A 26,464-nucleotide genomic window follows, 5' to 3' on the forward strand; every position below is an offset into this window, starting at 1 on the left:
GGTGGATGTAGCTCAGTTGGTAGAGTCCTGGATTGTGATTCCAGTTGTCGTGGGTTCGAGTCCCATCATCCACCCCAGTAAAAGAAAAAAGCCCTTGCTCAGCAAGGGCTTTTTTCATGCCTGGGCACGGCGCCATCCCACCCGGCCAGCGCTCCTCCCCCCTCCGCGATCAAACCGGTTCGACCGCCGCCGCCCCGCGCTCGGCCCAGGATCACCCGATCTCATCGACCAGGACTCATCGCAAGCAACCCCGCCGTCCAGCGTGCCGACACGGTCAGCGACGGGGTCCGACGGTCAGCACAACTCGCCGCCGCGCGACTGCTCAATGGTGGTGACGGTGGCTTTGTCGACCCGCCTTCATCGATGCCGACGCAATCGTCACGAACAACGCCTCGAATGCTGCCAGTTTCTCCTTATCGCCACAACGGGACCTATATCCCGCCTCGTCCCACCCGAATCACCACCGCTCGCATCGCTGGGCTGGAGCTACCTAGGCGCATTCTGATAAAGTCTTGTCGCAAAGATGTAAACATGGAAAGCATATGATGGGGCGATCTGATCAGTGAAGTTAATGTTTCTACTTGATCATTAGCCATTTTGATATCCAGGCGACCGTATACCGTCTGGCACTCCTACCGGCGACAATGTCCGAAGCGCCATTAATCCACAGCAAACCGGCCTTATGCGCAATTCACTTACACCGAAGTGACTATTTAATCTAAAGAAATTTCAGATTGCTACTTGTCGGACAAGCAACAGTTCGTATAGGATCGAATACATTAGCATGTATCCGATAGCCTGAGACTCCCCATGACCACGACCTTGCAGCCGATCAAGCGGCAGACGCTCACCAGTGCGGTGACCGAATCGCTCCGCCAACGCATCCTGTCCGGCGAATTCACCGATGGCCAGCAACTGCGCCAGGAAGCACTTTCCAACGAATACGGCGTCAGCCGCGTCCCGGTGCGCGAGGCGCTGCGTCAGCTCGAAGCCGAAGGGCTGATCCAGATCATCGATCACAAGGGCGCGGTGGTGATGAAGCTGTCGCTGGATGACGTGCTGGAATTGCTGGAAATCCGCGCGATGCTGGAGAGCTCGCTGCTGGCCGCGGCGATACCGCAGCAGACCTCGGCCGACCACGATGCCGCGGCGGCGACGCTGGCCGAGTTCGAAACCGCGCTGAATACCGACGACATCCGCCACTGGGGCGAGCTGAATTCGCGCTTCCATCTGGCGCTGTACCGTGCGGCCGGCCGACCGAACACGCTGGCGCTGATCGAACAGCTGCACAACAAGACCGACCGCTACACCCGCATGCAGATCCTGTTCACCCACACCAAGGAGAGGGCGCACGCCGAGCACACCGCGATGCTCGAGATGTGTAAGCAGGGCAAGGTCAAGGAAGCGGCCGAATTCATCCGCTTCCACATCCTGTCAGCCGGCAAGGCGCTCGAAGAATACCTGCTCGGCCAGCAGCGATGAACCGCTCCCCCCTCCGCTGCTGTTGATCGGCCGTCCGGCTCCCCGCCGGGCGGCCTTTTCCATTCAGGCCGGCGCGCCCGGCACCACCGCGCGCAGGCTGTTCGCCAGCGCCTTCACCGCCGGACCGGTGTGTTCCAGGTCGGCGTACACCATCGACAGGCCGCCCTTGCGCGACTGGCCGCACTTGAGCGGCAGCCGCTGCAAGCGGCCTTCGGCCAAGCGGGTTTCGATCCGGTCGACCGGCAGCCACGCAAAGCCGAGCCCGGCCTCGACCACCTCGATCGCCGTGTTCGGGTTGCCCAGCGTCCAGCGCCGCTCGGCGCCGAGCCAGCCGTCGTCGCGCGGATTGCGCGCGCCCGAGTCGCGCAGCACCACCTGGTTGTGCATCGCCAGGTCGGACAGCGTCAGCTCGCGCTCCAGCGCGAACAGCGGGTGGTCCGGTGCTGCCACCGCCACCAGCTCGACGTCCATCAGCCAGTCGCCGATGAAGCCCTGCGGCACCCGCCGCACCACCGCCAGCTCGACCTTGCCGGCGTACAGCGCCTCGTCGGCGCCGGACATCACCACCTCGTGCACCTGCACCCGGGTCTGCGAGCAGGAGCCGGCGAACTCGCTCAACGCCTTCAACAGCAGCCTGGTCGGAAACAGCGCGTCGATCGCCAGCGTCACCTCCGGCTCCCAGCCCTGGTCGAGCGCCCGGGCGCGCCCCTCCAGCCGCAAGGCGGCGTCGATCAGCGGCCGGGCGTCGCGCAGCAGCGCCTCGCCGACCGGGGTCAGCTTCATCCGCCGCCCTTCCGGCTCCAGCAAGGCCACGCCGAGCGACTCCTGCAGCCGCGCCACCGCGTAGCTGATCGACGACTGGCTGCGATGCAGCGCTTCGGCGGCCTGCGCGTAGCCGCCGTGTTCGACGATCGCCATCAGCACCCGCCACTGTTCCAGCGAAGTGCGGGGGAAAATCTCGTTCATATCTAAAAACCCGATTACTTTGACCCAAAATTTGCGCTTTTTTCATCGCATTTTCAAGTCGTATAGTCAGTGCATCGTAGTGCGATACAACAGGCCGACAAAACCTGCCGACCCGCGCGCTGCGGCTTACCGCAACCGACTGAAGGAAATCACCATGAAAACCGCTATCCTGATTGCTGTCTCGCTGCTGACTTTTGCCACCGCCCTCGCCTATGCCGACCAAGGCGCCGAGCGCATCCAGGCGCTGAATGGCCGCCAAACACAAACCCAACCCGCCGCTGCGACGAAGAGCGCTGCCGAGCGCCAGGCCGCCGACGCCTACGCCGGCAAAGTGATCGCGGCCAACCCCGACAACTACCGGAACCACTGAGCTACGCAACCCGCTGCCGGCGTCACTCCGAACGGGCCGTCCTCTGGACAGCCCGTTTTGTTTTGGCCGAACCGCATCGGAGTCGACCTCCCTCTCCTAACATCAACCTATCCGATTATCAGATCATTAAGCGGTATTTTTTGCGCTTTTATATCGGTAATCCAGCGTCAATAATGGCTTCACACCCGGATGCCATGGTGGCGGCCGGATCGACACGGAGCTTCCGACATGGACAAACTGATCACGATCGCCTCCCGCCTGCTGCTGGCCCAGGTATTTATTATCGCCGGCGTCGGCAAACTCGGCGCCGGCTACACCGGCACCCAGGGCTATATGGCCGCGATGGGCGTGCCGGGCTTCCTGCTGCCCTTGACCATCCTGCTGGAAATCGGCGGCGGCCTGTTGCTGGCGTCGGGCCTCCTGACCCGCTGGGTGGCACTGCTGTTGGCCGGCTTCTCGATCGTGACCGCGCTGATCTTCCACCACAACATCGCCGACCATCCCCAGCTAATCAACCTGACCAAAAACCTCGCGATGGCGGGCGGCCTGCTGCTGTTGGCACGCCAGTCCGAATCGCAGCGCTGAACCCGATACAACCCGCTTCGGCCCACCCGGCCAGATAAGGACCAACCATGAAACGCACTGACTTCAAGAGCCGCGAGGTGGAACGCCTGGTGACCGGCACCCCGGTATCGGACGGCGCCGGGGTCAAGCTGTCGCGGGTATTGACCGCCGACCTGCAACGCCGCCTCGACCCGTTCCTGATGCTCGACGAATTCCGCTCGGACGATCCGGACGACTACCTCGCTGGCTTCCCGGACCACCCGCACCGCGGCTTCGAAACCGTCACCTATATGCTCGACGGGCGGATGCGCCACCGCGACAACGCCGGCAACGAAGGGCTGTTGACCGCCGGCGGCGTGCAGTGGATGACCGCCGGGCGCGGCATCGTCCACTCGGAACTGCCGGAGCAGGAAGACGGCCTAATGCATGGTTTCCAACTGTGGGTGAACCTGCCCTCGCGCACCAAGTTGGCCGAACCGAGCTATCGTGATATTCCGGACGCCGAGATTCCGCGCTACGACAGCGCCGCCGGCAACCCGATCAAGCTGATCGCCGGCGACAGCGGCGGCCACGCCGGCGCGGTGCACCGGCCGGATACCGAGCCGCTCTATCTCGACCTGACGCTGCCGGCCGGCGGCCGTGAACAGCTGGCGATCCCGGCCGGGCACAACGCCTTCGTCTATGTCTACCAGGGCGAGGCCCTGCTCGGCGAGCGCGGTCAGCGGGTCCACCAGCAACAGATGGCGGTGCTCGCCAACCAGCCCGACGCCGACGGCGTGACGCTTCAGAGCGCCGACGGCGCCCGGCTGCTGCTGGTCGCCGGCCGGCCGCTGAACGAGCCGATCGTGCAATGGGGGCCGTTCGTGATGAACAGCCGCGCCGAGGTCGAACAGGCGATCGACGACTTCCGCAACGGCCGCTTTTGACAGAGACAGGAGAGAACCATGACCGTGATCCGCCAGTTGATCGCCCCCAAGATCCACGACATCGGCTTCCCGGTGCGCCGGCTGCTGCCGGTGATGGAAACACGCTGCATCGGCCCCTTCGTGTTCTTCGACCACATGGGGCCGGCCGACTTCGAGCCGAACAGCACCGAAGGCGACGTGCGACCGCACCCGCACATCGGCCTGGCGACCGTCACCTATCTGTTCTCCGGTGCGTTGGTGCACCGTGACAGCCTCGGCACCGTGCAGCGCATCGAGCCGGGAGCGGTCAACCTGATGACCGCCGGACGCGGCATCGTCCACTCGGAGCGGATTCCGCCCGACATCCGCGCCAACGAGACGGTGGTGCAAGGCATCCAGACCTGGCTGGCGCTGCCGGTGGTGTATGAAAACGTCGAGCCGAGCTTCCAGCACTACCCGGCCGACAGCCTGCCCGGCTACGAGGAACAGGGCGTGCAACTGCGGGTGCTGATCGGCCGGATGGGCGGGCTGACCTCGCCGGTACACACCTACGCGCCGACCTTCTACGCCACCGCGATCCTCGACGAGGACGCCACGCTGGAACTCGACGCCGATTACCAGGAACAGGGGCTGTACCTGGTCAGCGGCGCGGTGTCGGTGAACGCCGAGCCGATCGCGGCCGGCCAGCTGGCGGTGTTCGAATACGGCCAGACGCTGACGCTGACCGCGCAGGCCAACTCGCGGCTGATGCTGCTCGGCGGCGCGCCGCTCGACGGCCGCCGCCACCTGTACTGGAACTTCGTCGCCAGCAACCGCGAACGCCTCGAGGAAGCCAAGGCCGACTGGGCGGCCGGCCGCTTCGACCCGGTGCCGGGCGAGAGCGAATTCATCCCGCTCCCCGCCTGAAACGCGCCGGTTCAGCAACCTTTGCCGCCCGCGCAGAAGGAGACGCGCATGACTACCCTGACGGTCGTCCATCAAGCGGAACAGCACCGCTTCGTGGTGCGGGACCAACAGCGGATCGTCGCGGTGATGAGCTACTCACCGTCCGACGGCCAGCTGATCATCGACCACACCGAGGTCGATCCGGCCTACGGCCGCCAGGGACTGGGCCACCAGCTGGTCGATGCCGCGGTGGCGTATGCCCGCTCCTCTGGCCGGAAGATCGTACCGCTGTGTCCGTTCGTGGCCAGCGTGCTCAAGAAGAAGGCCGACGCCTACGCCGACGTCTTCTAAGAGCCGCTAACAAAACTCCCTTGGCGTTGTTGCACTGCCTTGCCGTACCCCTTGTACTGTCTACGGCAGCAGCAAGGCCGCTTCGCTGAGTTTTGTTAGCGGCGCTCAATAACCGGACAAGCTCGAAGGGAACACGATGAGCGCACTCGCCGTACTGCACCAGCCGGAACAGCACCACTTCGTGGTGGTCGACCAAGGCAAGCTCGCCGCCGAGATGAGCTACTCGCCGCTCGGCGACGACAGGATGATCATCGACCACACCGACGTCGACCCGGCCTACGGCGGCCAGGGCCTCGGTTACCGGCTGGTCGACGCCGCGGTCGAACATGCCCGGGCGACACAGAGGAAGATCCTGCCGCTGTGCCCGTTCGCGGCCAGCGTGTTCAAGAAGAAGGGCGAGGCCTACGCCGACGTCCGCTTCGGTTGAATCGAGCGCCAGCGACAAAAAAAACCGCCGCAGTGAGCTGCGGCGGTTTTTTTTGTCCGGATCGGCCGTTCGGCCAACCTTGGCACGCCTCAGTGGCGCGCCTGGCGCACCGCGTCGGTCACGTCGTAGTCGAACAGCTCGCGCACGTCTTCCTCGTCGAACACATAGTGCTGGTTGCAGAAGTCACAGCCAATCTCGACGCTACCCTGCTCCAGCACGATGTCGCCGACTTCCTCGCCGCCGAGCAGCTTCAGCATCTCGCCGACCCGTTCGCGCGAACAGTTGCACAGGAACGACACCGCCTCGGCATCGAACACCCGCACCGGTTCCTCGTGGTAGAGACGGTTCAGCAGCACGTCGGCGTCGAGGCCGAGCAGCTCGTCGCGCTTGAGCGTGTCGGCGAGCACCTGCACGCGCGGCCAGCCGTCGGCATCGCCGTAGCCGTCCGGCAGGCGCTGCAGCAGCATGCCGGCGGCGCTCTGCTCGTCGGCGGCCAGCATCAGCCAGGTGTCGAGCTGTTCGGAGCGCTGCATATAGTGCGACAGCATCTCGGCGATGCTGCCGCCTTCCAGCGCGACGATGCCCTGCCACGGGTCGTTGCCGTTCTTCGGGTCGAGCGTGATCACGAACATGCCGCCCTCGCCGACCAGGTCGCGCAGCCCCACGTCGGCCACCTCGCCGTCCCACTTGGCGGTGGCGCGCACGGTGCGGTCGGCGTTGCACTCCACCACCAGCATCTTCAGCACGCCCTTGCCCTGCAGCTGCAACACCAGCGTGCCGTCAAACTTCAGGTTGGCCGACAGCAGCTGGCCGGCGGCCAACAGCTCGCCGAGCGCGGCGCGGATCGGCGCCGGGTAGTCGCGGCGGCTCAGCACCTGCTGCCAGGCGCCGTCGAGCCGCACCAGCGCGCCGCGCACCGGCGAGCCGTCGAACAGGAAGCGTTGCAGGGTGTCCGGATGGTTGATCGATTGGCTCATGATTGGGGCTCCTCGGTAAGCGTCAGGGTGTAGGACGTCATCGGCAGGCTGGAGCTGACGTCGAATTCGCAACCGGCCTTCACCCCCAGCTCGGCGAGCTCGAGCGCCGACAAGTCGCGGTCGTAGGCGGCAAACAGCGCGCCCATCGCAAACTTGCGGCCCGAGCCGATCGCCCAGAACCGGGAAAACTCGTACACCTCGCGCATCGGGTAGACGCCGAAAATACCGTGCGGGTTGGCCAACACCACCATCATCTGACTAGACTCGTAGGGGTCGTCCTCTTCTTCCTCGGGACGCAGGTAGTAGGCGTCCTTCAGCTTGGGGTGCAGCTTGCGGAAGGTGTCGAAGATGCTCTGCCGGGTCGCAAACTCGGTCTTCTTCAGGCCCTTCAGCGCGGTCTGCAGCACCAGGTCGTGGGCGGCCGAGCCCGAGATCGCCAGGTGGCTCGCGCCGACCTGGAAGATCTTGTTGTGAAAGCGGTCGTAGCCGGCCAACAGCTTGTGATCGTCGCCAAAGGTCGTCTGGCTGTCGGCGGCGATCGCCACCTCGTTGCCCTTGCGAACCACCACAATGGTCGTCATGCGCGTCACCCGATTGAGACAAAAACGTTAAGATAGGGATTAGCCGTCGAATTACAAGTTTTGGAGCCGCCCCGATGTGCCAGCTTTTGGGCATGAACTGCAATACCCCGACCGACATCATGTTCTCGTTCGAGGGCTTCCACCGCCGCGGCGGGTTGACCGACCACCACGCCGACGGCTGGGGCATCGCCTTCTTCGAGGGCCGCGGCGTACGCATGTTCAACGACGACCGGCCGTCGGTCGAGTCGCCGGTGGCCGAGCTGGTGCGCCGCTATCCGATCAAGTCGGAAAACGTCATCGCGCACATCCGCAAGGCGACCCAGGGCACCGTCAACCTCGCCAACGCCCACCCGTTCATCCGCGAGATGTGGGGGCGCTACTGGGTGTTCGCGCACAACGGCAGCCTGGTCGACTACGCGCCGAAGCCCGGCCAGTTCTACCGGCCGGTCGGCGACACCGATTCGGAGATCGCCTTCTGCCAGCTGCTCGAGGCGCTGCGCCGCGAGTTCGTCGACCAGCCGGACCAGGACACGCTGTTCGACCGCCTCAACGCGATCGCCACCGAGATCCGCCAGTACGGCGTGTTCAATTTCATGTTAAGCAATGGCGAGGCGCTGTACGTGCACTGCTCGACCCAGCTGCACTACATCGTGCGCCAGGCGCCGTTCGCCGAGGCGCACCTGGTCGACGACGATGTCAGCGTCGACTTCTCGACCGTCACCACGCCGAAAGACCGGGTCGCGGTGATCGCCACCCAGCCGCTGACCGACAACGAGCACTGGACGCCGTTGGCGCCCAACCAGCTGGTGCTGTTCCGCGACGGCGCGCCGCAGCGGCTGTCGAACAACCCGGACTTCAAGGTGAGCTACTAAGCACCGACATCCCGGCCCTGTCTGCGCCAATGCGACAGGGCCGGATCGACGCCGAGCCTCCCGGCCCTTGCCCCTGAGCCGGTACTAGCACGCCCCCTTCCCCGACTGCCCGCCTCGTCCTCGCCCCCTGCTTGATCCATAGTGTGATTCTGCGGCCACGCCACCGGCCTGGCCCCCCCCCCCCCGCCGTGCTGGCTACGATGACCCTATCGACCGAGGAGAGAGCGATGACTGCCCCGATTGCGCGCGAACGTCTCACCGCCCTGGCCCGCCGCGAGGCCGAGCGCTTCGCCACCAGCCACCCGAAGTCGGCCGAACTGGCCCGCCAGGCCCGCCCGCACCTGTTGTCCGGCGTGCCGATGCACTGGATGAGCGACTGGGGCACGCCGTTTCCGCTGTTTGTCGGCACCGCGGCTGGCAACCGGCTGCGCGACGTCGACGGCCACGAGTATCTCGACTTCTGCCTGGGCGACACCGGCGCGATGTTCGGCCACAGTCCGGCACCGGTGGCGAACGCGATCGCCCACCACGCCGAGCACGGCTACACCACCATGTTGCCCTCGCCCGACGCGGCGCGGGTCGGCACGTTGCAGGCCGAACGCTTCGGCCTGCCGGTCTGGCAGGTGTGCACCAGCGCCACCGACGCCAACCGCTTCGTGATCCGCTGGGCGCGCGCGCTGACCGGTCGCGACAAGCTCTTGGTGTTCGACGGCGGCTACCACGGCACCGCCGACGACACGCTGGTGCGGCTGCGTCATGGCCGCACCGTGCCGCGTCCGGGCCTGATCGGCCAGGTGTACGACCCCGCCGAGCACACCGTAGTGGTCGAGTTCAACGACCTGGCCGGCGTCGAAGCGGCACTGTCGCGCGGCGACGTCGCCGCGGTGCTGACCGAGCCGGCGCTGACCAATATCGGCATGATGCTGCCCGACAAGGGCTTCATCGAGGGGCTGCGCGAGCTGACCGAGCGTTATGGCAGCCTGCTGATCTTGGATGAGACGCACACCATCAGCGCCGGCTGGGGCGGCTACAGTGGCGAACTCGGCGTCGCCCCCGACCTGATGACGCTCGGCAAGCCGATCGCCGGCGGTCTGCCGGCGGCGGTGTACGGGATGAGCCGCGCGGTGGCCGAGCGCGCCAAGGCGTTCCTGGCGCAGAAGCCGGCCGGCCACTCCGGCATGGACACCACGCTGTCGGCCAACCTGTTCACGCTGGCGGCGATGCGCGCCAACCTCGAAGAGGTGATGACGCCGAACGCCTACGCGACGATGCACGACACCGCGGCGTATCTCGCCGAGCGGCTGACCACGTTGTTCGGCCAACGTCGGCTGCCGTGGTGCGTGACGCAGATCGGCGCGCGCGGCGAGTTCCAGTTCTGCGCCGAGCGGCCGCGCACCGGGCGCGAAGCCGAGGCGACGATGGACCACGAGCTCGAAGCGGCGCTGCATCTGTACCTGATCAACCGCGGCGTGCTGATCACGCCATTCCACAATATGACCCTGTGTTGCCCGGACACCCGCCGCGGCGACGTCGACACACTGGTCGACACCCTGGACGCCGCGCTCGCCGAGTTGCTGGACTGAGCCATCCGACCGGCGCAGACGCAGGAAAGTCTTACCCCGGCGGCGGGCGCGACGTAAGCTGAATCATCGCGTCCGTTGCGAGCGCCACGCCGTATGTCCCTACCCGCCCTCACCCAGCCGCCGTTCGATCGGCTCAGCCCGACCGAACGCAGCACGCTCGCCGCCAGCGCCGACATCCGCTTCTTCCCCGACGAGGCAGTGGTGCTGCAGGCAGACGAGGCGGTCGATGTGCTCTACCTAGTCATCAAGGGCATCGTGCGCGAGATGGCCGGCGACGAGGTGGTCGCGGTCTACCACGAACAGGACAGCTTCGACGCGCGCAACCTGGTCGCCGGGCGCAGCCGCCATCGCTTCGTGGTGCACGAGGAAGCGCTGCTCTACGCGTTGCCGCGCCAGGCGGTGCTGGCGCTGACCGAACGCAACGCCGAGTTCGGCGCCTACTTCTACGCCAGCGTCGCCGCCAAGTTCGCGGCGCTCGCCGGCCAGGGCGAGCGCCGCGAACTGCAGACGTTGCTGGCGGCGCGGGTCCACGAAGCGGGTGTGCGCCCGGCCGAGTTCCTCGCCGGCGACGCGACGCTGTACGACGCCGCCCGGCGGATGCGCGAGAAGCGGTTCAAGTCGGTGCTGGTGCGCCACGGCGAGCGGGTCGGCATCTTCACCACCAGCGACCTGCGCGACGCCTACGCCGAGGGGTTGCCCGGCGCGACCCGCCTGGCCGAACGCAGCGTCTTCCGGCTGCACGGCGTCGACCGCGACGCCTACCTGTTCGACGCGCTGCTGCAGATGACGCAGCACAATGTGCAGCGGGTCGTTGTCTACGAGCACGGCGAGCCGGTCGGCGTACTCGAGCAGATCGACCTGCTCGGCTACTTCTCCAACCACTCGCACCTGATCGCGCAGCAGATCGAACAGGCCGACAGCCTGGCCGAGCTCACTGAGGCGGCGCGGGCGATCGACCGGCTGATCGCGATACAGGCCGACCACGGCATGAAGCTACCGCAGCTGGCGCGGCTGGTGCAGGCGCTGAACGCTCGGCTGATCGCCCGCACCTGGTCGTTGCTCGCCCCGGCCGAGCTGGTGGCCAACAGCTGCCTGGTGGTGCTCGGTTCGGAAGGACGCGGCGAACAGCTGCTGAAGACCGATCAGGACAACGCGCTGATTCTCGCCGACGCTGCCGATCCGGCAGCGTTCGCGGCGCCTGCCGAGGCGTTCAGCCGGGCGCTGATCGAGTTCGGCTACCCGCCCTGCGCCGGTGGCGTGATGGTCGGCAACCCGGACTGGCGCGGCCGGCTCGCCGACTGGCACGACCGGCTGTATCACTGGGTCTACCTGCCGGACGCCGAGGCGCCGCTACGCTTGGCGATCTTCGCCGACGCCGCGGCGGTCGCCGGTGACGCCGGGCTGTTGGTCGACTGCCAGCGCTATCTCGCCGCTCTGGTGCGCGACGACGACGCCTGGCTGGCGCGCCTCGCCCGGCCGATCGAACAGTTCGACGGCAGCGGCCGCCTGTTCGACGCGCTGCTGCGCCGCGACAGCAGCACCCAGCTCGACCTGAAGAAGGCCGGTATCTTCCCGGTGGTACACGGCGTGCGGGTATTGGCGCTGCAGTACGGCATCGCCGCGACCAACAGCTTCGAGCGCTTGACCCAGCTGGCCGACCGCCGCGTGCTGGACGCGGGGCTCGCGGCGGATCTGGCCGAAGCGCTGGCCTTCCTGATGGGCTTGCGGCTGGCGGCGGGGCTCACAGCGCAACAACGGCACCAGCCGCCCGGCAACACGGTCAAGCTGGCCGCGCTGTCCACTTTAGAGCGCGACCTATTAAAAGATGCACTAGCTGTGGTAAAACGCTTTAAAAGCCTGGTGCGCCATCACTATCATCTAGGAGCCTTCTGATGTGGCACACACTACAAAAAAGGTTGGCCGAACGGCGGCTGACCGACCCGCGTTACCACTTCCTGTTTGACGAACAACCGGAGGACGAGCTGGTCAGCCTCGACTGCGAGACCAGCAGCCTGAAGGTGCGCGACGCCGAACTGCTGTCGATCGGCGCGGTGAAGATTCGCGGCAACGATATCCTCACCAGCGAATCGTTCCATGTGCTGGTCAAGCCGACCCGGCAGCCCGACGTCGACAACGTCGAGGTGCACGGCCTGCGTCCGCGCGACGTCGGCGCAGGGCTGGAGCCGGCCGAGGCGGTGCAGCGGCTGCTCGACTTCATCGGCGGCCGCGCGCTGGTCGGCTACTACCTGGAATTCGACGTGGCGGTGCTCAACCGCATCGTCAAACCGCTGATCGGCATCGCCCTGCCCAACCGGCAGATCGAGGTGTCCGGCCGCTACTACGACTACAAGCTGCACCACAACCCAGGCAGCACCGTCGACCTGCGGCTGAAGACGCTACTGGCCGACCTGCAGATTCCGGCCTCGCTGCCGCAGCACGACGCGCTGAACGACGCGGTCACCGCCGGGATGATCTACCTGGCGCTGAAGGAGCGCGGCTTCGGCTGAGGCCCCCGACAAAGCGAGGCTTTGCCGAGTTTCTGCACAGCTAAAACGATACGGCCAAGCCCGGCCGTGACGCGTGGGACCGGTTCCCTCTCTTTGCTAAGACGGGCATCACTCGTTGAGGAAGCGCGGCGAGAAAACCGGCCGCCAGATGAAGGGTTGCGTCTCTTTGTCGTCATCGTTTTGGCCGGTTCATACCAGGACCATCGGCTCGAATGCCGGAAAGGCTTGGCGGGAAGCTTGCGCTGGACCTTTCCGCGCACCTTAGTGGTCGTGCCGGTGATGCGAGTCCGGGAAATGCGGGTGCGTGTGCGTCAGCACTTCGTGCCGGTGCCGATGACTGTGCTTGGTTCCCGGTGTGACCGGATAGCCATGCGCATGCCGGTGATGCTCATCGTGGGCATGCTCGTGCTCATGCTCCATCCCCGCATGCGTGTGCTCATGTTCGTGATGTTCAGTCAGGTGCAACCAGATCCCGAGTGCCATCAGTGCCCCAGCGATCAGCAGCGGCAGCGTGACCGGCTCGCCCATCGCGATGGCCAACACCGCGCCGAAGAACGGCGCAACGGAGAAATACGCCCCGGTGCGGGCCGTTCCGAGGTGGCGCAGACTGACCACGAACAGGGCCAGACTCACGCCATAGGCGAGAAAGCCAACGACCATCGCCCCGGCCAGGTTTGGCAGCGGCGGCAACGAAGCGCCCTGCACCAAAGCCAGGCCCAGGTTGACCGTGCCGGCCACCAGCCCCTTGACCGACGCAATCCAGGTCGCGTCCGTCAGCGACACCTTGCGCGTCAGGTTGTTGTCGATACCCCAGGCGAAACACGCGCCGATCACCGCCAGCGCCGGCCATAGACCGGCGAAGCGGGCCTCGCCGGGCCAGCTCAAAATCGCCGCCCCCGCCACAATCGCGATCATGCCCAGTGCGATGCGACGATCGAAGCTCTCCCTGAAGGCGAACCACGCCAATAGCGCCGTGAACACCCCTTCGGCATTGAGCAGCAGCGATGCGCCCGATGCCGGCATCCCGGTCAGCCCCAGCATCAGCAGCACGGGGCCGACGATTCCTCCCGCCACAATCGCGCCCGCGAACCACGGTGCCTCATGGCGCGGCAAGTTGACCGCGGCGGCTCGGACCAGGCGGCGGTACAGCGTCAGGCCGATTCCCGATCCGAGGTAGAGCAGGCCCGCCAACAGCCACGGGCTCACGCTGTGCAGCAACCACTTGGCCAGCGGCGTTCCCGCGCCGAAGAGCAGCGCCGCTCCCAGCGCCGCCGGCACCCCGGTCTGGCGCAGTCCTTCTTTCCAGTTCATCGCATCGAATCCATTAAACGCAGTGTTACCGTGGGGGCGTCAGAGGCAGGCGCAACCGGTCTTGACCGGTGCAACTGCCTCCCGCCGGACAGGCATCCTGCTTCGGTGTAGTCCAACCGGACGAACGATCTCTACAGGTATTTGGTGATTTCTTTGAACTCGCGAATGGTGTCATCCGCGTTGCCGCCGCCATCTTTCACTGCGTGTTCGAGGCAGTGGTCGATGTGGTCGTACACCAGGGTTTTTTTGGCGCTGGCGACGGCTTTTTCCACCGCCTGAAGCTGCTGGGCGATCTCCAGACAGCCGCGGCCTTCTTCCAGCATGGTGACGATGCTCTTGAGATGACCTTCGGCTCGTTTGAGTCGTTTGACGATGTCGGGGTGAGAGGTATGTGTACTCATGCCTTATATCCTATCCAGGGGGATAGGATATTTCAAGCCAAGAGCCAGCCATGACGAAGCGTGCCGGTCACAGTGGGTCATGAACTCCCGGCTTGCCGCCTCTGGTGAGGCCATTCTGTCGCGCATAAATGTAATGAGCTTTGCACTAAACGTAATATAACTACCATTACAAATGGTGTACTGTTCATTTCAAAGGAGGATGTAATGGATCCGATCCACTGGCTGGTTCTGGTCACCAGCGTGACGGGGCAAAACGGCAGCCTGCGCGTGCGACTGTGGCGGCAGATGAAGGCGATCGGCGCCGCCGCGTTACGCGACGGCGTCTACCTGCTGCCGGCTCGCCCCGATCTGCGGCAGGCCCTGGCCAATCTGCGCGATGAGCTGCTGGCGGCGGACGGCCTGGCCTACCTGCTGCAGGTGGTGGAAGACGAGCCGGCGTTGCAGGCACAGTGGCGGGCGCTGTTCGATCGGCGCGAGGCCTACCAGCAATGGGGCGAGACGTTGGCCGCGCTCTTGGAGCAGCTGCCGGAGTCGGAGAGCGAGGCCCGGCGCAGCCTGCGCCAGTTACGCAAGGAGCTGGAAACGATCGCCGCCATCGATTTCTTTGCCGGCGAGCCGCTCGAGCAGGCACGCCGGCTCTGCAACGACGCCGAGAAGCGGCTGACCCGCTACTACTCGCCGGACGAGCCGCTGGCGGTCGGGGGCGAGATCCCCCGCCTCGATCGGGCCGTCTACCGGCAACGGCTCTGGGCCACCCGGGCTCGGCCGTGGGTGGATCGGGTCGCCTCGGCCTGGCTGATCCACCGCTTCATCGACCTCGAGGCCCGCTTCGTCTGGCTGACCGATGTCCACGCCTGCCCGGTGGAAGCGCTGGGCTTCGATTTCGACGGCGCGAGCTTCACCCATGTGGGCGAACGGGTGACGTTCGAGGTGCTGCTGGCGAGTTTCGGCCTGGAACAGGACCCCGCGCTGGCCCGGCTCGGCGCGCTGGTACACGCGCTGGATGTCGGCGGTGGCGTGGTTCCGGAGGCCATCGGTTTCGAAGCCGTACTGGCCGGCGCGCGCAGCCGGATAGCGGACGACGACCAGCTGCTGGCGGAAATCAGCGGCGTGCTGGATTCGCTCTACACCCACTACCAGGGTTCGGCCAAGCAATGAGGCCGTCCTGACACGGATTGAACATCAAGGCATCGGGAGAGCCGCTTGAACACCATGAGCAATACCGCCCCCCTCAGCACGCACCCTAGCTACACCCTGTGGCAACTGGCGCGGTACATGCTACGACTTGGCACTATCGGCTTCGGCGGCCCGGTGGCCTTGGTCGGCTATATGCACCGCGACCTGGTGGAACGGCGCGGCTGGATCGGCGAGTCCGACTACAAGGAAGGGCTGGCGCTGGCCCAGCTCGCCCCGGGGCCGCTGGCGGCTCAATTGGGCATCTATATGGGCTACGTCCATTACCGGCTGCTCGGCGCCACCCTGGCCGGCTTGGCCTTCGTGCTGCCCTCGTTCCTGATGGTGGTCGGGCTCGGCTGGGCCTACGTCAACTATGGCGGGCTAGCGTGGATGCAGGCGGTGTTCTACGGCGTCGGTGCCGCCGTGATCGGCATCATCGCGATCAGCGCGCACAAGCTCACCACCAAGAGCATCGGCAAGGACAGGCTGAAGTGGGCGATCTTTCTGACGCTGGTCGCCGTCACCGTGATCACCCAGTCGGAGATCGCCTGGCTGTTTCTGGCTGCCGGCCTGCTCACCTGGGTGGTGCGCTGCAAGCCGCGCTTCGGCGCCGGCCATCTGGCGGCGCTGGCGCCGGCGCAACTGCCGCATGTGACGCTGGCCGTCAGCCAGGACTGGGGCACCTTGACCCAAATCCTGCTGTTCTTCGCCAAAGCCGGCGCCTTCGTGTTCGGCTCCGGGCTCGCGATCGTGCCCTTCCTCTACGGCGGCGTGGTGACCGAGCACCAGTGGCTGAATGAAAAACAGTTCGTCGATGCGGTCGCGGTGGCGATGATCACGCCGGGGCCGGTCGTGATCACCGTCGGCTTCATCGGCTACCTGATCGCCGGGGTCAAGGGCGCCTGCCTCGCCGCCTTGGGGACGTTCCTGCCCTGCTACCTGGCCACCGTATTGTCGGCGCCGTACTTCAAGAAATACGGCAAGTTGCCCGCCATCCTGGCCTTCGTCGACGGCGTGACGGCGGCGGCCGTCGGCGCGATTGCCGGCTCGGTGATCGTGATCGCACAGCGCTCGATCATCGATATCCCGACCGCGCTGTTGGCCGTCGCGTCGGCCACGCTGCTGTGGAAGTTCAAGAAGCTGCAGGAGCCGGCGATCGTGCTGGGTGCCGCGGCGATTGGGCTGGCGCTGTACCCGCTGCTGCACCACTAAGAGTCTGTAATCTTGCTACGTGGCCCTGATTCGCATCGTCCTGGTCTCGAGCGCGGCCATGACAACTCAGGCGCCGGTCAGAAAGACACTGTCGGCCGCCAAGATCAAAGGAGAGCACCATGAAATGGATCACGCGTGAGCACCCGAAGATCGACCGTATTGCCTGTCCGTGGCTGATTGCTAACTTCATCGACAAAGAGGCTGAGTTCGTTTATGTGCCGCACGATGAGGTGCAGCACGTGGCGCACGAAACCGGCGCGATTCCATTAAGCCAGCGATGGCTTCAACCGCACGTCGCGGTGCGGTATCACGCTTGATGCTGCCCCGCGGCGCCGACGCCTGCGCGTTGCCCCTGCTCATCGGTCGCGGGTTGCGCGGCTTCTGCGACGGCTTTGTCGCCGTGCTGTTGCCGGCGTACCTGCTTGCGCTCGGTTTCGGCCAATTGGATGTGGGGCTGGTCAGCAGCGCCACACTGATCGGATCGGCACTGGCGACGATCCTGGTCGGCCTCTTCGCCCGTCGCTATGCGCTGCGTCGCATGCTCGCCTTGGCGGCAAGCCTGATGGCCGCGACCGGCATGGGCTTCGCAGGGCTGTCTTCACTCTGGCCGCTGCTCGTCGTCGCGTTCGTCGGGACGCTCAATCCCAGTTCAGGTGATGTGAGCCTGTTCCTGCCGCTGGAACAGGCGCGCCTCGCCGAGTCGGCTGCCGCCGATGCTCGCACGGCGCTATTCGCCCGCTACAGCCTGGTCGGCGCACTGTCCGCTGCGGTCGGCGCCTTGGCGGCAGCGCTGCCGGGATGGCTCACCGCACACGCGGGTCTATCACTGCTCGCGGCCCTGCGGGCAATGTTCATCGTCTATGCACTGGTCGGTGTCGCCCTATGGTTTCTCTATCACCGATTGCCCGAGCCCCAAACACACGCCCGATCGCGCAGCGCGCCGCTCGGTCCGTCACGCGGGATCGTCATGCGCCTCGCGTTGCTCTTCAGCGTGGACGCCTTTGCCGGCGGCCTGGTCGTGAACTCGTTGCTCTCGCTGTGGCTGATGCAGCGCTTCGGCCTTTCGCTGGCGGCGGCCGGCCAGTTTTTCTTCTGGGCCGGACTACTGACAGCGGGATCCCAGCTCGCGGCCGTGCCGTTGGCCCGCAAAATCGGTTTGCTGAACACGATGGTGTTCACCCATATCCCGGCCAGCCTCTGTCTGATCGCTGCGGCCTTCGCACCGTCTTTGGCGCTGACCCTGGTGCTGCTGCTCGCGCGCAGCGCATTGTCGCAAATGGATGTTCCGACCCGCACCGCCTATGTGATGGCGGTGGTGACGCCACCCGAGCGGCCGGCCGCGGCAAGCTTTACGGCAGTACCCAGAAGCCTGGCTTCCGCGCTGGGCCCCACCTTGACCGGCGCGCTGCTGGCAATGGGCTGGGCCGGCGCACCGCTCGTCGCCTGCGGCCTGCTGAAAATTGGCTATGACCTCACGCTGCTGCGTGCATTCCGACGGGTCCAGCTGACCGACTGATTCAACGTCCGATCCCGACCACGATGCGCACTGCCGCCATCAGAAGATCACGCCCGAATGGAGGATCACGTTGGCGTACGGGGTCGCCTCGCCGGTGCGGATCACCGCGCGGGCGTGGCGAGTCAGCGCCTTGAACTGCTCGTGGCTGACCAGGCGCACGGCGATGCCGGCTTCCTGCAGCTGCACCGCGCAGGCGGTGACTTGCGGGTTGTGGCTGCGGATCTCGTCGGCCAGCACCACGCTTTCCACCTGCATGTCGGCCAGTACCACCTTGAGGGTGTCGGCAAACGACGGGATGCCGGGCGTCAGCGCCAGGTCGATGCGCTCGACGCCGTCCGGGATCGGCAGGCCGCAGTCGGCGATGACGATGCTGTCGCCGTGGCGAGTTCGGCCAACACGCGCGACAGCTGCGCGTTCAGGGTGCCGTGTTTCTTCATGCGGCTTGCTCCGCGAGGAAGGCGGCGAGTTCAGCCACGGTCGGCATGCCGCCCTGTGCGCCGAAGCGGGTCACCGACAGCGCGGCGGCGGCGGCGGCGGCCTGCATCGCCGGCTTCAGGCCCTGCCGCAGGTGTGCCGCGAGCGCGGCGTTGAAGGTGTCGCCGGCGCCGGTGGTGTCAACCGCGCCGACCTGGCAGCCGGGCTGGTGGAAGAACGCGCCGGCGGCGTCGACGTGGTAGGCGCCGTGCTCGCCACGGGTCATCACCACCTTACCCGGCAACCGCGCCAATAGGTCCGGGAACGGCGTGTCGGGCTGGCCAAGCACGATCGCCAGCTCGTGTTCGTTCGGGGTCAACAGCGTCACCCGCGCCAGCAGCTCGGCCGGCAGGCGCGCGGCCGGCGCCGGGTTGAGGATCAGCGGCACGCCGTGCTTTTCGGCCAGGCGGGCGGCGGCCTCGACGGTGGCGAGCGGGATTTCCAGTTGCGTCAGCACCACGTCGGCCGACGCGATGTCGGCCTCGGCCGCCTCGACGTCGGCGGCGGTCAGCGCGTGGTTGGCGCCCGGAATCACGATGATCGAATTCTCGCCGCCGGCCACGGTGATCAGCGCGACGCCGGTGGCGACGCCGTCGACCACCTTCACGTGACGGGTCACCACGCCCTCGCGGTGCAGCCCCTCGACCAGTTCGCGGCCGAACGCGTCGCCGCCGACCGCGCCGACCATCACCACCTCGGCACCGAGCCGGCTCGCCGCCACCGCCTGATTGGCGCCCTTGCCGCCGGCGCAGGTGACGAAGCGCTCACCGGTCAGCGTCTCGCCCGGCGCAGGAAAGCGGCGCGCCTGGGCGACCAGGTCCATATTGATGCTGCCAACTACCACTACCTTGGGCATGCTTCCTCCCTCCAGGCTCGCCGAGAACACCTCGAACAGCCGCCACTCGCAGCGGCTTTCGCGGTTTCCACAGGCAAACCCTGCCGAATGCCTACGCATATGGCATATGGCATATGGCATATGGCATAGCATTAGAATGTTCTAAATTAAGATTCTATTGTCCAAGAATCGCCACACCAACTCAACGCCCTTTCAGGGCCGGGAAACTAACTGATTGATCGCTTTGACCGCTAAGGACTCGTACTGTAGCCAAATGGCTACATTCGACAAAATATGGCCCAAGCCGGCCGATCGGCCGGTTTGGGCCTTGCGCGACACGCACTGGCGCACACGTGTTTAGTGCAGGCCGGCGCGTGACAAGAAGCGCAGGTAACCGACGCCTTCCAGCCAGAAGCCGCCGTCCGCCAGCGGGGTCGCCTCTTCGAGTTCGCCCACCGTCAGCACCAGGTCCTGGCCTTCGACTCTGGCCTGCAGTGCCACGTCGTCGTCGTCGGCGAAGTCGGTGTCATCGAAGCGAAAGTCGAGGCTGACGAACTGGTTGTTCACCTGTATGTAGTCCGCCTGGTTCAGCAAATGCAGAATGTCCATGGCACGACCCTCCTCCGTAACAACGACGGTGGTAACACACGGCAACGGCGCCGTGTTGATGAGCCTCTGACAAAACCTCCTTGGTTGTTGGTGCTGCGTTGTCGCAGGGTATGCGACGGCACGCCTGGCCAAGGCTGAGTCACGGGACTTTGTCAGCCGCTCTTACAACCAACCCCGTTCGGCAAACGACTCGGCCGCCCCGGCTGTCACGATGAAATGGTCCAATAGCCGGACCTCGACCAGCTCGAGCGCCGCCTTCAGCGTGGCGGTTAATGCACGGTCGGCTGCCGAGGCTTCCGGACAGCCGCCTGGGTGGTTGTGCGCCACGATCATCGCCGCGGCGTTGTGCAACAGTGCGCGTCGCACAATCTCGCGGGGATAGACCCGGGTTTCACTCACCGACCCCTGTGCTACTTCTTCGACAGCGATGACACGGTTTTGTGCCGTAAGAAACAGCGCGACGAACACCTCGACCTCGCGTCGCCCGATCGTCCAGCGCAGGTAGTCGCGCACCGCGGTCGGGCTCGACAGGGCGTCGGGCGTCTGCAGCTCTTCGGCCAGCACCCGGCGCGCCAGCTCCTTCACCGCCATGAACTGCGCGTACTTGGCGAGCCCCAGCCCGCGCCGCGCCGAAAAGTCCTGCACGTTGGCCGAAAACAAGGCGCCGAGCGAGCCGAAGTCGGCGACCAGTTCGCGCGCCATGTCGACCGCCGACAAGCCCGGCAGGCCGGTGCGCAGGAAAATGGCCAGCAGCTCGGCGTCGGACAACGCCGCCGCACCGCGGGCCAGCAGTTTTTCACGTGGCCGTTCGTCTTGCGGCCACTCGGCAATCGACATATGCATCCCCCTTTCATCTTGCTATAGCACCGCGGGCGGGCCGACCGCCATGACGAAATCGTAATCATTTGTAAATTCAGCCATTATCGACTAGTAGCAGCCCCGGCCTCAGACAGCCGGTCGGCGCCGACGGCTGACCGCACGCCGCCGAATCCGCTACACTTCACCCCGTTCCCACACAGCCACTCGTGGCAGGAAGGCCAGCATGACCGCGCGGCGGATTCTCCTCGGCGTCACCGGCGGCATCGCCGCGTACAAGTCGGCCGAACTGGTGCGGCTGTTGAAGAAGGCCGGCCACGAGGTCGAGGTGGTGATGACCGAATCGGCCGAACGCTTCGTCACTCCGGTCACCTTCCAGGCCTTGTCGGGCAATGCCGTATTCACCAGCGTGTGGGACGAGCGCACCGGCAACGCGATGGGCCATATCGAGCTATCGCGCCGCGCCGACGTGTTCCTGATCGCGCCGGCCACCGCCGACATGCTGTTCAAGATCGCGCATGGCGCCTGCGACGACCTGGTCTCGACGCTGGCCGCCGCGCGCACCTGCCCGCTGGTGGTCGCGCCGGCGATGAACAAGCAGATGTGGCAGAACCCGGCCAACCAGCGCAACGTCGCGCAGCTGCTCGCCGACGGCGTGCAGGTGTTCGGCCCCGGCGCCGGCGAGCAGGCCTGCGGCGAGGTCGGCGACGGCCGGATGCTCGAGCCGGAAGAGCTGGTCGACCTGCTCGACGGCGTGTTCACCGAGAAACGCCTGGCCGGCCAGACCGTGCTGCTGACCGCCGGCCCGACCTTCGAGCCGATCGACCCGGTGCGCGGCATCACCAATATCAGCTCGGGCAAGATGGGCTATGCGCTGGCGCGCGCCTGCCGCGACGCCGGCGCCGACGTGGTATTGGTGTCCGGTCCGACCGCGCTGCCGCCGCCGGTCGGCGTGCGCACCGTGCCGGTCACCACCGCCTTGGAGATGCACGAGGCGGTGCTGGCCGAGGTCGGTCGCTGCTCGGTGTTCATCGGTGTCGCCGCGGTGGCCGACTACCGGGTGGTGAACCGCGCCGAGCACAAGATCAAGAAGGAAGGCCACGAGGCGCCGGTGATCGAGCTGGTGGAAAACCCCGACATCCTCGCCTTCGTCGCCAGCCTGCCGAACGCCCCGTATTGCGTCGGCTTCGCCGCCGAGAGCCAGAATCTGCTCGAGTTCGCCGACGCCAAGCGTCGCCGCAAGAAAGTGCCGCTGTTGGTCGCCAACCTGGCCCAGCAGGCGATGGGCAGCGACAGCAACGACGTGGTGCTGCTCGACGACGCCGGCACCCACCCGCTGCCGGCCGCCGACAAGCGCGAGGTCGCACACGCGATCGTCCGCTATCTGGCCGGCCAGCTCGCCGCGCGACGCTAAGAGAGTCGCTAAAAATCCCTCCCGGCGTTGTTGCTCTGCCTTGCCGTACTCCATGTACTGTCCGCGGCAGAGCCTAGCCGGGACCGCTTCGCTGGGATTTGTTAGCGACTCTGTGCCTAATCTATGAATGGTTCGGCCAACCTTCGGGTTGGCCGAACCGTGTTTACCGCAAGGACTGTGTTAGCAATGAAACCGACCGTAGACGTCAAGATTCTCGACCAACGCTTGAAGGACAATCTGCCCGAGTACGCCACCCCGGGCTCGGCCGGCCTCGACCTGCGCGCCGCGGTCGACGCCGAGCTGGTGATCGAACCGGGTCAGACCACCCTGGTGCCGACCGGCATCGCGATCCACATCGAAGACCCGGCGCTGGCCGCGATGATCCTGCCGCGCTCGGGCCTGGGTCACAAGCACGGCATCGTGCTCGGCAACCTGGTCGGCCTGATCGATTCCGACTACCAGGGCCAGCTGTTCGTGTCGGTCTGGAACCGCGGCGACAAAGCCTTCGTGCTGCCGCCGCTTGAGCGCATCGCGCAGATGATCGTCGTGCCGGTGGTGCAGGTCGGCTTCAATGTGGTCGACGAGTTCGGCGACAGCGCGCGCGGCGCCGGCGGCTTCGGCAGTACCGGCACCAAGTAAGCTTCTCCCCCCTTTTCACGTCCCCCCGATGCCCCGCCCTTCCGGCGGGGCATTGTCATTTCGGCGGCCGTTTCATCGACCAGTTTCTTTGCTAAAAGAATCTTTAACGTATTTCAATATAACCATTTACAAATGGTTACAAGGCTCACCCCCTGCTTTCCTCTAGAGTAACGCCTCGAATTTCTGACAACACCGCGCGCAGCGCTGAATTTATACGTCATTTCAGTGGCTTAGCGTGCACGCTGGCCCAAAAAGCGGCAGGGACACAATCCCGGCCGCCTCAGGAGACCAGGGGAGAGAACCATGAACCATCACACACACCGCACCATCGGCGCCTGGCCGCTGATGATGACCGGACTCGGCTCGATCATCGGCTCGGGCTGGCTGTTCGGCGCCTGGAAAGCCGCGATGATCGCCGGCCCCGCCGCCATCTTCGCCTGGATCATCGGCATGCTGGTGATCCTGGCGATCGCGTTGAGCTACGTCGAACTGGGGGTGATGTTCCCGGAAACGGGCGGCATGGTGCGCTATGCGCGCTACTCGCATGGCTCGCTGGTCGGTTTCATCGCCGCCTGGGCCAACTGGATCGCCATCGTGTCGGTGATCCCGGTGGAGGCCGAGGCGTCGATCCAGTACATGAGCTCCTGGCCGTGGGCCTGGGCGCAAGCGCTGTTCTACCACGACGAGCTGACCACGCCGGGCCTGCTGCTGGCGGCGGTGCTGGTGGTGATCTACTTCCTGCTCAACTACTGGGGCGTGAAGCTATTCGCCAAGGCCAACTCGCTGATCACGCTGTTCAAGCTGGCGATCCCGGCGCTGACCGCGTTCGCGCTGATCCATAGCGGCTTCCACACCGACAACTTCCACGCCGCCGCACACGGCGGCTTCGCGCCGTTCGGCTGGTCGGCGGTGCTGACCGCGGTGGCCACCAGCGGCATCGTGTTCAGCTTCAACGGCTTCCAGAGCCCGATCAACCTGGCCGGCGAGGCGCGCAACCCGGCGCGCAGCATCCCGTTCGCGGTGGTGTTCTCGATCCTGCTCGCCGCGGTGATCTACGTGCTCTTGCAGGTCGCTTTCGTCGGCAGCCTGTCGCCGGCGGCGCTGGCGCAGGGCTGGAGCCACCTGAACTTCAGCTCACCGTTCGCGCAGCTGGCGCTGGCGCTGAACCTGAACTGGCTGTGCCTGGTGCTGTACCTGGACGCCTTCGTCAGCCCGAGTGGCACCGGCTCCACCTATATGGCCACCACCGCGCGGATGATCTACGCGATGGAGAAGAACGGCACCATGCCGTCCTGGTTCGGCCGGCTGCACCCGCTCTACAACGTGCCGCGCCCGGCGATGTGGTTCAACCTGCTGATCTCGTTCGGCTTCCTGTTCTTCTTCCGCGGCTGGGGCACGCTGGCGGCGGTGATCTCGGTCGCGACGGTGATCTCCTTCCTGACCGGCCCGGTCAGCACCATGGCGCTGCGTCGCGCCGCACCGGAGCTGCCGCGCCCGCTGCGCATCCCCGGCATCGGCGCGATCTCGGCGTTCGCCTTCGTCTGCGCCTCGCTGGTGCTGTACTGGGCGCGCTGGCCGCTGACCGGCCAGATCTTCATCCTGATCGCCGCGGCGCTGCCGATCTACGCCTACTACCAGGCGAAGGCAGGCTGGCCGAACTTCGCCCGCGATTGGCGCGCCACCCGCTGGCTGGTCGTCTATCTGCTGGCGATGGCGGCCGTGTCCTACTTCGGCAGCCGCGAGTTCGGCGGCACCGGCGCGATCCCGTTCGGCTGGGACATGGGCCTGGTGGCGTTCTTGGCGTTGGGCTTCTTCCGCTGGGGCGTCGCCAGCGGCTGGCGCACCGACTTCCTCGACGAGGCGCACCCGATCGAGGAGGAAGAGGCCGGCCCGGCCACCGAGCCGGCGCCGCGCCTGGCCGGCCAGCACGCCTGATCCCGCCCCCTTCCTGCAGCGCCCGTCCGACGACGGGCGTTTTTGCATCCTCTTCCAGTCTTCGACGGGCTTGGACCGATTTGCCATATGCATGGCGTCAAGCGGCATTGGACGGGCCGCGCCGCCCCACCGTATAAAAACTGCCTCGATTTGAAGCATTCCGTCGGCCCGCGCCCCGCGCGTCCGGCCGACCCTGCATCCCGTCACGGAGGTTACGCATGTCCACGCTAGACCCGATCACGCTGCGCCGCCACGGTACCGGCCTGATCGCCGCCGATCCGGCCCGCTCGGCCGGCGGCTACACCCTGTTCGCCCCGCAGACCGCCGGCGGCCGTGTCTACCTGATCGACGCCGACGGCCGCGACGTCCACCAGTGGCAGCTGCCCAACCGCCCCGGGCGCGACGCGGTGCTGCTGCCCAACGGCAACCTCGGCTACAACGGCAAGCACCCGGACTCGCCCGAGCTGTTCCCGGGCTGGGCGGTGTGGCACGGCGGCGCGTTCGCCGAGGTGACCCCGGACGGCGAGGTCGTCTGGGAGCACACCGACCTCCATCACCACCACGACGCGCAATGGCTGCCGAACGGCCACCTGCTGTACAGCACCGTCGAGCCGCTGCCGGCCGAGATCGCTGCGCTGATCCAGGGCGGCATCCCCGGTAGCGAGGCGCCGGACGGGGGTGATCTACGCCGACGTGATCAAGGAGGTCGACCGCGACGGCCAGACCCGGTGGGAATGGCGCAGCTGGGAACACCTCGACCCGGCCGACTACCCGCTGCACCCGGCGTTCGAGCGCTACCACTGGCCGATGTGCAACGCGGTCACCCCGGCGAGCAACGGCAAGGTGCTCTTGAGCCTGAGGAGCGTCGGCAGCGTGATCGCCGTCGACCAGCACACCGATGCGGTGCTGTGGCGATTGGGCAGCGACATCGTCGCGCAGCAGCACTGCCCGAGCGAGCTCGCCAACGGCAACGTGCTGGTCTTCGACAATGGCAGCTTCCGGCCGCACCAGTCGATGCCGCACTCGCGCATCATCGAGGTCGCCCCGGCGACCAAGACCATCGTCTGGCAGTACAAGGACACGCCGGGCTATGCCTTCTACAGCCCGTTCATGGGCGGTGCGCAGCGGCTCGCCAACGGCAACACCTTCATCACCGAGTCGAACTTCGGCCGGCTGTTCGAGGTGACTCCGGCCGGCGAGGTGGTGTGGGAATACGTCATCCCCTACTTCGCCGAGTACCCGGACGAGGCGGCGCGCGCCTACCTGCCCGGCGCGACCAACGGCGTGTTTCGCGCGCACCGCTACGCGGCCAGCGAGATTCCGTGGTTGCGCTGAGCGGGCACGGCACTGTCTTGGCGTTGACCCAAAGCCTCTCAGACTGACCGTCCTGCAACGAAGCCCGGGAACCTGTACAGATTCCCGGGCTTCGTTTGAGCACTTCGTAGTGCCACCACGGCCAGCAAAAAGCCCCGCCGAAGCGGGGCTTTGTCTTGCCAACTCGAGCTTGGCCGAACGCTTCGGCCAACCTATCAGGCCAATCTCAGCATTCCGGCACGTTCACCGGGATGTGCACCGCGATCGCCAGACCGGCGAGCGAGGTTTCCTTGTAGGTGTGCTTCATGTCCTTGCCGGTCTGGAACATCGTCGCGATCACCG

29 protein-coding genes and 1 tRNA gene are annotated in these 26,464 nt (G+C 66.1%); 20 read left to right on the forward strand and 10 right to left on the reverse strand.

Annotation, left to right across the window (positions count from 1 at the left end; genetic code table 11):
- The first annotated feature begins 1 nt into the window (after position 1).
- Together ACZ2IA_RS20905 and ACZ2IA_RS20910 are read left to right on the forward strand one after the other, a co-directional pair.
- Positions 2–77: transfer RNA gene (locus tag ACZ2IA_RS20905), tRNA-His, on the forward strand.
- Positions 78–810: 733 nt separating this feature from the next.
- A complete protein-coding gene (locus ACZ2IA_RS20910; protein WP_470294524.1) occupies positions 811–1,482 on the forward strand; it encodes a GntR family transcriptional regulator in 672 nt (223 codons plus the stop codon).
- A 63-nt stretch (positions 1,483–1,545) separates the two neighbouring features.
- Here ACZ2IA_RS20910 and ACZ2IA_RS20915 read toward each other — a convergent pair whose 3' ends face one another.
- Positions 1,546–2,448 (reverse strand): LysR family transcriptional regulator, encoded by a 903-nt coding sequence (locus ACZ2IA_RS20915; RefSeq protein WP_470294525.1) that lies wholly within the window; start codon positions 2,446–2,448, stop codon positions 1,546–1,548.
- Between the two features lie 154 nt (positions 2,449–2,602).
- Here ACZ2IA_RS20915 and ACZ2IA_RS20920 point away from each other — a divergent pair, with 154 nt between their 5' ends.
- The 6 genes from ACZ2IA_RS20920 (at position 2,603) to ACZ2IA_RS20945 (ending at position 5,950) form a co-directional block, all read left to right on the forward strand.
- Positions 2,603–2,818 (forward strand): hypothetical protein, encoded by a 216-nt coding sequence (locus ACZ2IA_RS20920; protein WP_470294526.1) that lies wholly within the window; start codon positions 2,603–2,605, stop codon positions 2,816–2,818.
- 228 nt (positions 2,819–3,046) lie between these two features.
- On the forward strand, positions 3,047–3,403 hold the full coding sequence (locus ACZ2IA_RS20925; RefSeq protein WP_470294527.1) for a DoxX family protein: 357 nt from the start codon (positions 3,047–3,049) through the stop codon (positions 3,401–3,403).
- A 47-nt stretch (positions 3,404–3,450) separates the two neighbouring features.
- Positions 3,451–4,308, forward strand: a complete 858-nt coding sequence (locus tag ACZ2IA_RS20930; RefSeq protein WP_470294528.1) for a pirin family protein — start codon at positions 3,451–3,453, stop codon at positions 4,306–4,308.
- 18 nt (positions 4,309–4,326) lie between these two features.
- Complete coding sequence (locus ACZ2IA_RS20935; RefSeq protein WP_470294529.1) at positions 4,327–5,193, forward strand: pirin family protein; 867 nt, start codon at positions 4,327–4,329, stop codon at positions 5,191–5,193.
- A 48-nt stretch (positions 5,194–5,241) separates the two neighbouring features.
- The gene (locus tag ACZ2IA_RS20940; protein ID WP_470294530.1) at positions 5,242–5,523 is read left to right on the forward strand and encodes a GNAT family N-acetyltransferase; all 282 of its coding nucleotides are present in this window, start codon (positions 5,242–5,244) and stop codon (positions 5,521–5,523) included.
- 136 nt (positions 5,524–5,659) lie between these two features.
- Complete coding sequence (locus ACZ2IA_RS20945; protein ID WP_470294531.1) at positions 5,660–5,950, forward strand: GNAT family N-acetyltransferase; 291 nt, start codon at positions 5,660–5,662, stop codon at positions 5,948–5,950.
- A gap of 89 nt (positions 5,951–6,039) precedes the next feature.
- On the opposite strand, the gene hslO is transcribed toward ACZ2IA_RS20945, so the two are convergent.
- A complete protein-coding gene (gene hslO, locus ACZ2IA_RS20950; RefSeq protein WP_470294532.1) occupies positions 6,040–6,927 on the reverse strand; it encodes an Hsp33 family molecular chaperone HslO in 888 nt (295 codons plus the stop codon).
- Positions 6,924–7,508, reverse strand: a complete 585-nt coding sequence (locus ACZ2IA_RS20955; protein ID WP_470294533.1) for an Ntn hydrolase family protein — start codon at positions 7,506–7,508, stop codon at positions 6,924–6,926. The genes hslO and ACZ2IA_RS20955 overlap by 4 nt, the downstream gene beginning before the upstream one ends.
- 74 nt (positions 7,509–7,582) lie before the next feature.
- Here ACZ2IA_RS20955 and ACZ2IA_RS20960 point away from each other — a divergent pair, with 74 nt between their 5' ends.
- The 4 genes from ACZ2IA_RS20960 (at position 7,583) to ACZ2IA_RS20975 (ending at position 12,470) form a co-directional block, all read left to right on the forward strand.
- Positions 7,583–8,380 carry a class II glutamine amidotransferase gene (locus ACZ2IA_RS20960; RefSeq protein WP_470294534.1) on the forward strand — a complete coding sequence of 266 codons (798 nt, stop codon included), beginning with the start codon at positions 7,583–7,585 and terminating at the stop codon, positions 8,378–8,380.
- 227 nt (positions 8,381–8,607) lie between these two features.
- Entirely contained in the window at positions 8,608–9,963 is a 1,356-nt protein-coding gene (locus tag ACZ2IA_RS20965; protein WP_470294535.1) for an aspartate aminotransferase family protein, read from the forward strand.
- A 93-nt stretch (positions 9,964–10,056) separates the two neighbouring features.
- On the forward strand, positions 10,057–11,856 hold the full coding sequence (locus tag ACZ2IA_RS20970; protein WP_470294536.1) for a putative nucleotidyltransferase substrate binding domain-containing protein: 1,800 nt from the start codon (positions 10,057–10,059) through the stop codon (positions 11,854–11,856).
- Entirely contained in the window at positions 11,856–12,470 is a 615-nt protein-coding gene (locus ACZ2IA_RS20975) for a 3'-5' exonuclease (RefSeq protein WP_470294537.1), read from the forward strand. Before ACZ2IA_RS20970 ends, ACZ2IA_RS20975 begins: the two co-directional genes overlap by 1 nt.
- A 261-nt stretch (positions 12,471–12,731) precedes the next feature.
- On the opposite strand, the gene ACZ2IA_RS20980 is transcribed toward ACZ2IA_RS20975, so the two are convergent.
- The gene (locus ACZ2IA_RS20980) at positions 12,732–13,781 is read right to left on the reverse strand and encodes a DMT family transporter (RefSeq protein WP_470294538.1); all 1,050 of its coding nucleotides are present in this window, start codon (positions 13,779–13,781) and stop codon (positions 12,732–12,734) included.
- 131 nt (positions 13,782–13,912) lie between these two features.
- Positions 13,913–14,182 (reverse strand): metal-sensing transcriptional repressor, encoded by a 270-nt coding sequence (locus ACZ2IA_RS20985; protein ID WP_470294539.1) that lies wholly within the window; start codon positions 14,180–14,182, stop codon positions 13,913–13,915.
- A gap of 204 nt (positions 14,183–14,386) precedes the next feature.
- On the opposite strand from ACZ2IA_RS20985, the gene ACZ2IA_RS20990 reads away from it, so the two are divergent.
- The 4 genes from ACZ2IA_RS20990 (at position 14,387) to ACZ2IA_RS21005 (ending at position 18,086) form a co-directional block, all read left to right on the forward strand.
- The gene (locus ACZ2IA_RS20990) at positions 14,387–15,340 is read left to right on the forward strand and encodes a chromate resistance protein ChrB domain-containing protein (protein ID WP_470294540.1); all 954 of its coding nucleotides are present in this window, start codon (positions 14,387–14,389) and stop codon (positions 15,338–15,340) included.
- 54 nt (positions 15,341–15,394) lie between these two features.
- On the forward strand, positions 15,395–16,570 hold the full coding sequence (locus ACZ2IA_RS20995; protein ID WP_470294541.1) for a chromate transporter: 1,176 nt from the start codon (positions 15,395–15,397) through the stop codon (positions 16,568–16,570).
- A 119-nt stretch (positions 16,571–16,689) separates the two neighbouring features.
- A complete protein-coding gene (locus ACZ2IA_RS21000; RefSeq protein WP_470294542.1) occupies positions 16,690–16,887 on the forward strand; it encodes a chromate resistance protein ChrB domain-containing protein in 198 nt (65 codons plus the stop codon).
- On the forward strand, positions 16,887–18,086 hold the full coding sequence (locus tag ACZ2IA_RS21005) for an MFS transporter (protein WP_470294549.1): 1,200 nt from the start codon (positions 16,887–16,889) through the stop codon (positions 18,084–18,086). Before ACZ2IA_RS21000 ends, ACZ2IA_RS21005 begins: the two co-directional genes overlap by 1 nt.
- 39 nt (positions 18,087–18,125) lie before the next feature.
- Here the strand turns inward: ACZ2IA_RS21005 and rbsD are convergent, their stop codons facing one another.
- The 5 genes from rbsD to radC form a co-directional block, all read right to left on the reverse strand.
- On the reverse strand, positions 18,126–18,449 hold the full coding sequence (gene rbsD / locus ACZ2IA_RS21010; protein WP_470294550.1) for a D-ribose pyranase: 324 nt from the start codon (positions 18,447–18,449) through the stop codon (positions 18,126–18,128).
- Positions 18,392–18,523 (reverse strand): hypothetical protein, encoded by a 132-nt coding sequence (locus ACZ2IA_RS21015; protein WP_470294543.1) that lies wholly within the window; start codon positions 18,521–18,523, stop codon positions 18,392–18,394. The genes rbsD and ACZ2IA_RS21015 overlap by 58 nt, the downstream gene beginning before the upstream one ends.
- The gene (gene rbsK / locus ACZ2IA_RS21020; RefSeq protein WP_470294544.1) at positions 18,520–19,416 is read right to left on the reverse strand and encodes a ribokinase; all 897 of its coding nucleotides are present in this window, start codon (positions 19,414–19,416) and stop codon (positions 18,520–18,522) included. Before rbsK ends, ACZ2IA_RS21015 begins: the two co-directional genes overlap by 4 nt.
- 336 nt (positions 19,417–19,752) lie before the next feature.
- Positions 19,753–20,004, reverse strand: coding sequence for a hypothetical protein (locus ACZ2IA_RS21025; protein WP_289828354.1), 252 nt, complete (start codon positions 20,002–20,004; stop codon positions 19,753–19,755).
- A 162-nt stretch (positions 20,005–20,166) separates the two neighbouring features.
- Positions 20,167–20,841 (reverse strand): RadC family protein, encoded by a 675-nt coding sequence (gene radC, locus ACZ2IA_RS21030; RefSeq protein WP_470294551.1) that lies wholly within the window; start codon positions 20,839–20,841, stop codon positions 20,167–20,169.
- Between the two features lie 205 nt (positions 20,842–21,046).
- Here radC and coaBC point away from each other — a divergent pair, with 205 nt between their 5' ends.
- The 4 genes from coaBC (at position 21,047) to ACZ2IA_RS21050 (ending at position 26,143) form a co-directional block, all read left to right on the forward strand.
- A complete protein-coding gene (gene coaBC, locus ACZ2IA_RS21035) occupies positions 21,047–22,234 on the forward strand; it encodes a bifunctional phosphopantothenoylcysteine decarboxylase/phosphopantothenate--cysteine ligase CoaBC (RefSeq protein WP_470294545.1) in 1,188 nt (395 codons plus the stop codon).
- Positions 22,235–22,420: 186 nt separating this feature from the next.
- Positions 22,421–22,873 carry a dUTP diphosphatase gene (dut, locus tag ACZ2IA_RS21040; RefSeq protein ID WP_470294546.1) on the forward strand — a complete coding sequence of 151 codons (453 nt, stop codon included), beginning with the start codon at positions 22,421–22,423 and terminating at the stop codon, positions 22,871–22,873.
- A gap of 303 nt (positions 22,874–23,176) precedes the next feature.
- Positions 23,177–24,808 (forward strand): APC family permease, encoded by a 1,632-nt coding sequence (locus ACZ2IA_RS21045; RefSeq protein WP_470294547.1) that lies wholly within the window; start codon positions 23,177–23,179, stop codon positions 24,806–24,808.
- Between the two features lie 678 nt (positions 24,809–25,486).
- Positions 25,487–26,143: an aryl-sulfate sulfotransferase gene (locus tag ACZ2IA_RS21050; RefSeq protein ID WP_470294548.1), complete on the forward strand. Its 657-nt coding sequence runs from the start codon at positions 25,487–25,489 to the stop codon at positions 26,141–26,143.
- The last annotated feature ends 321 nt before the right edge of the window (positions 26,144–26,464 follow it).

This window comes from Crenobacter sp. CS_VA4 (genome assembly GCF_055597485.1).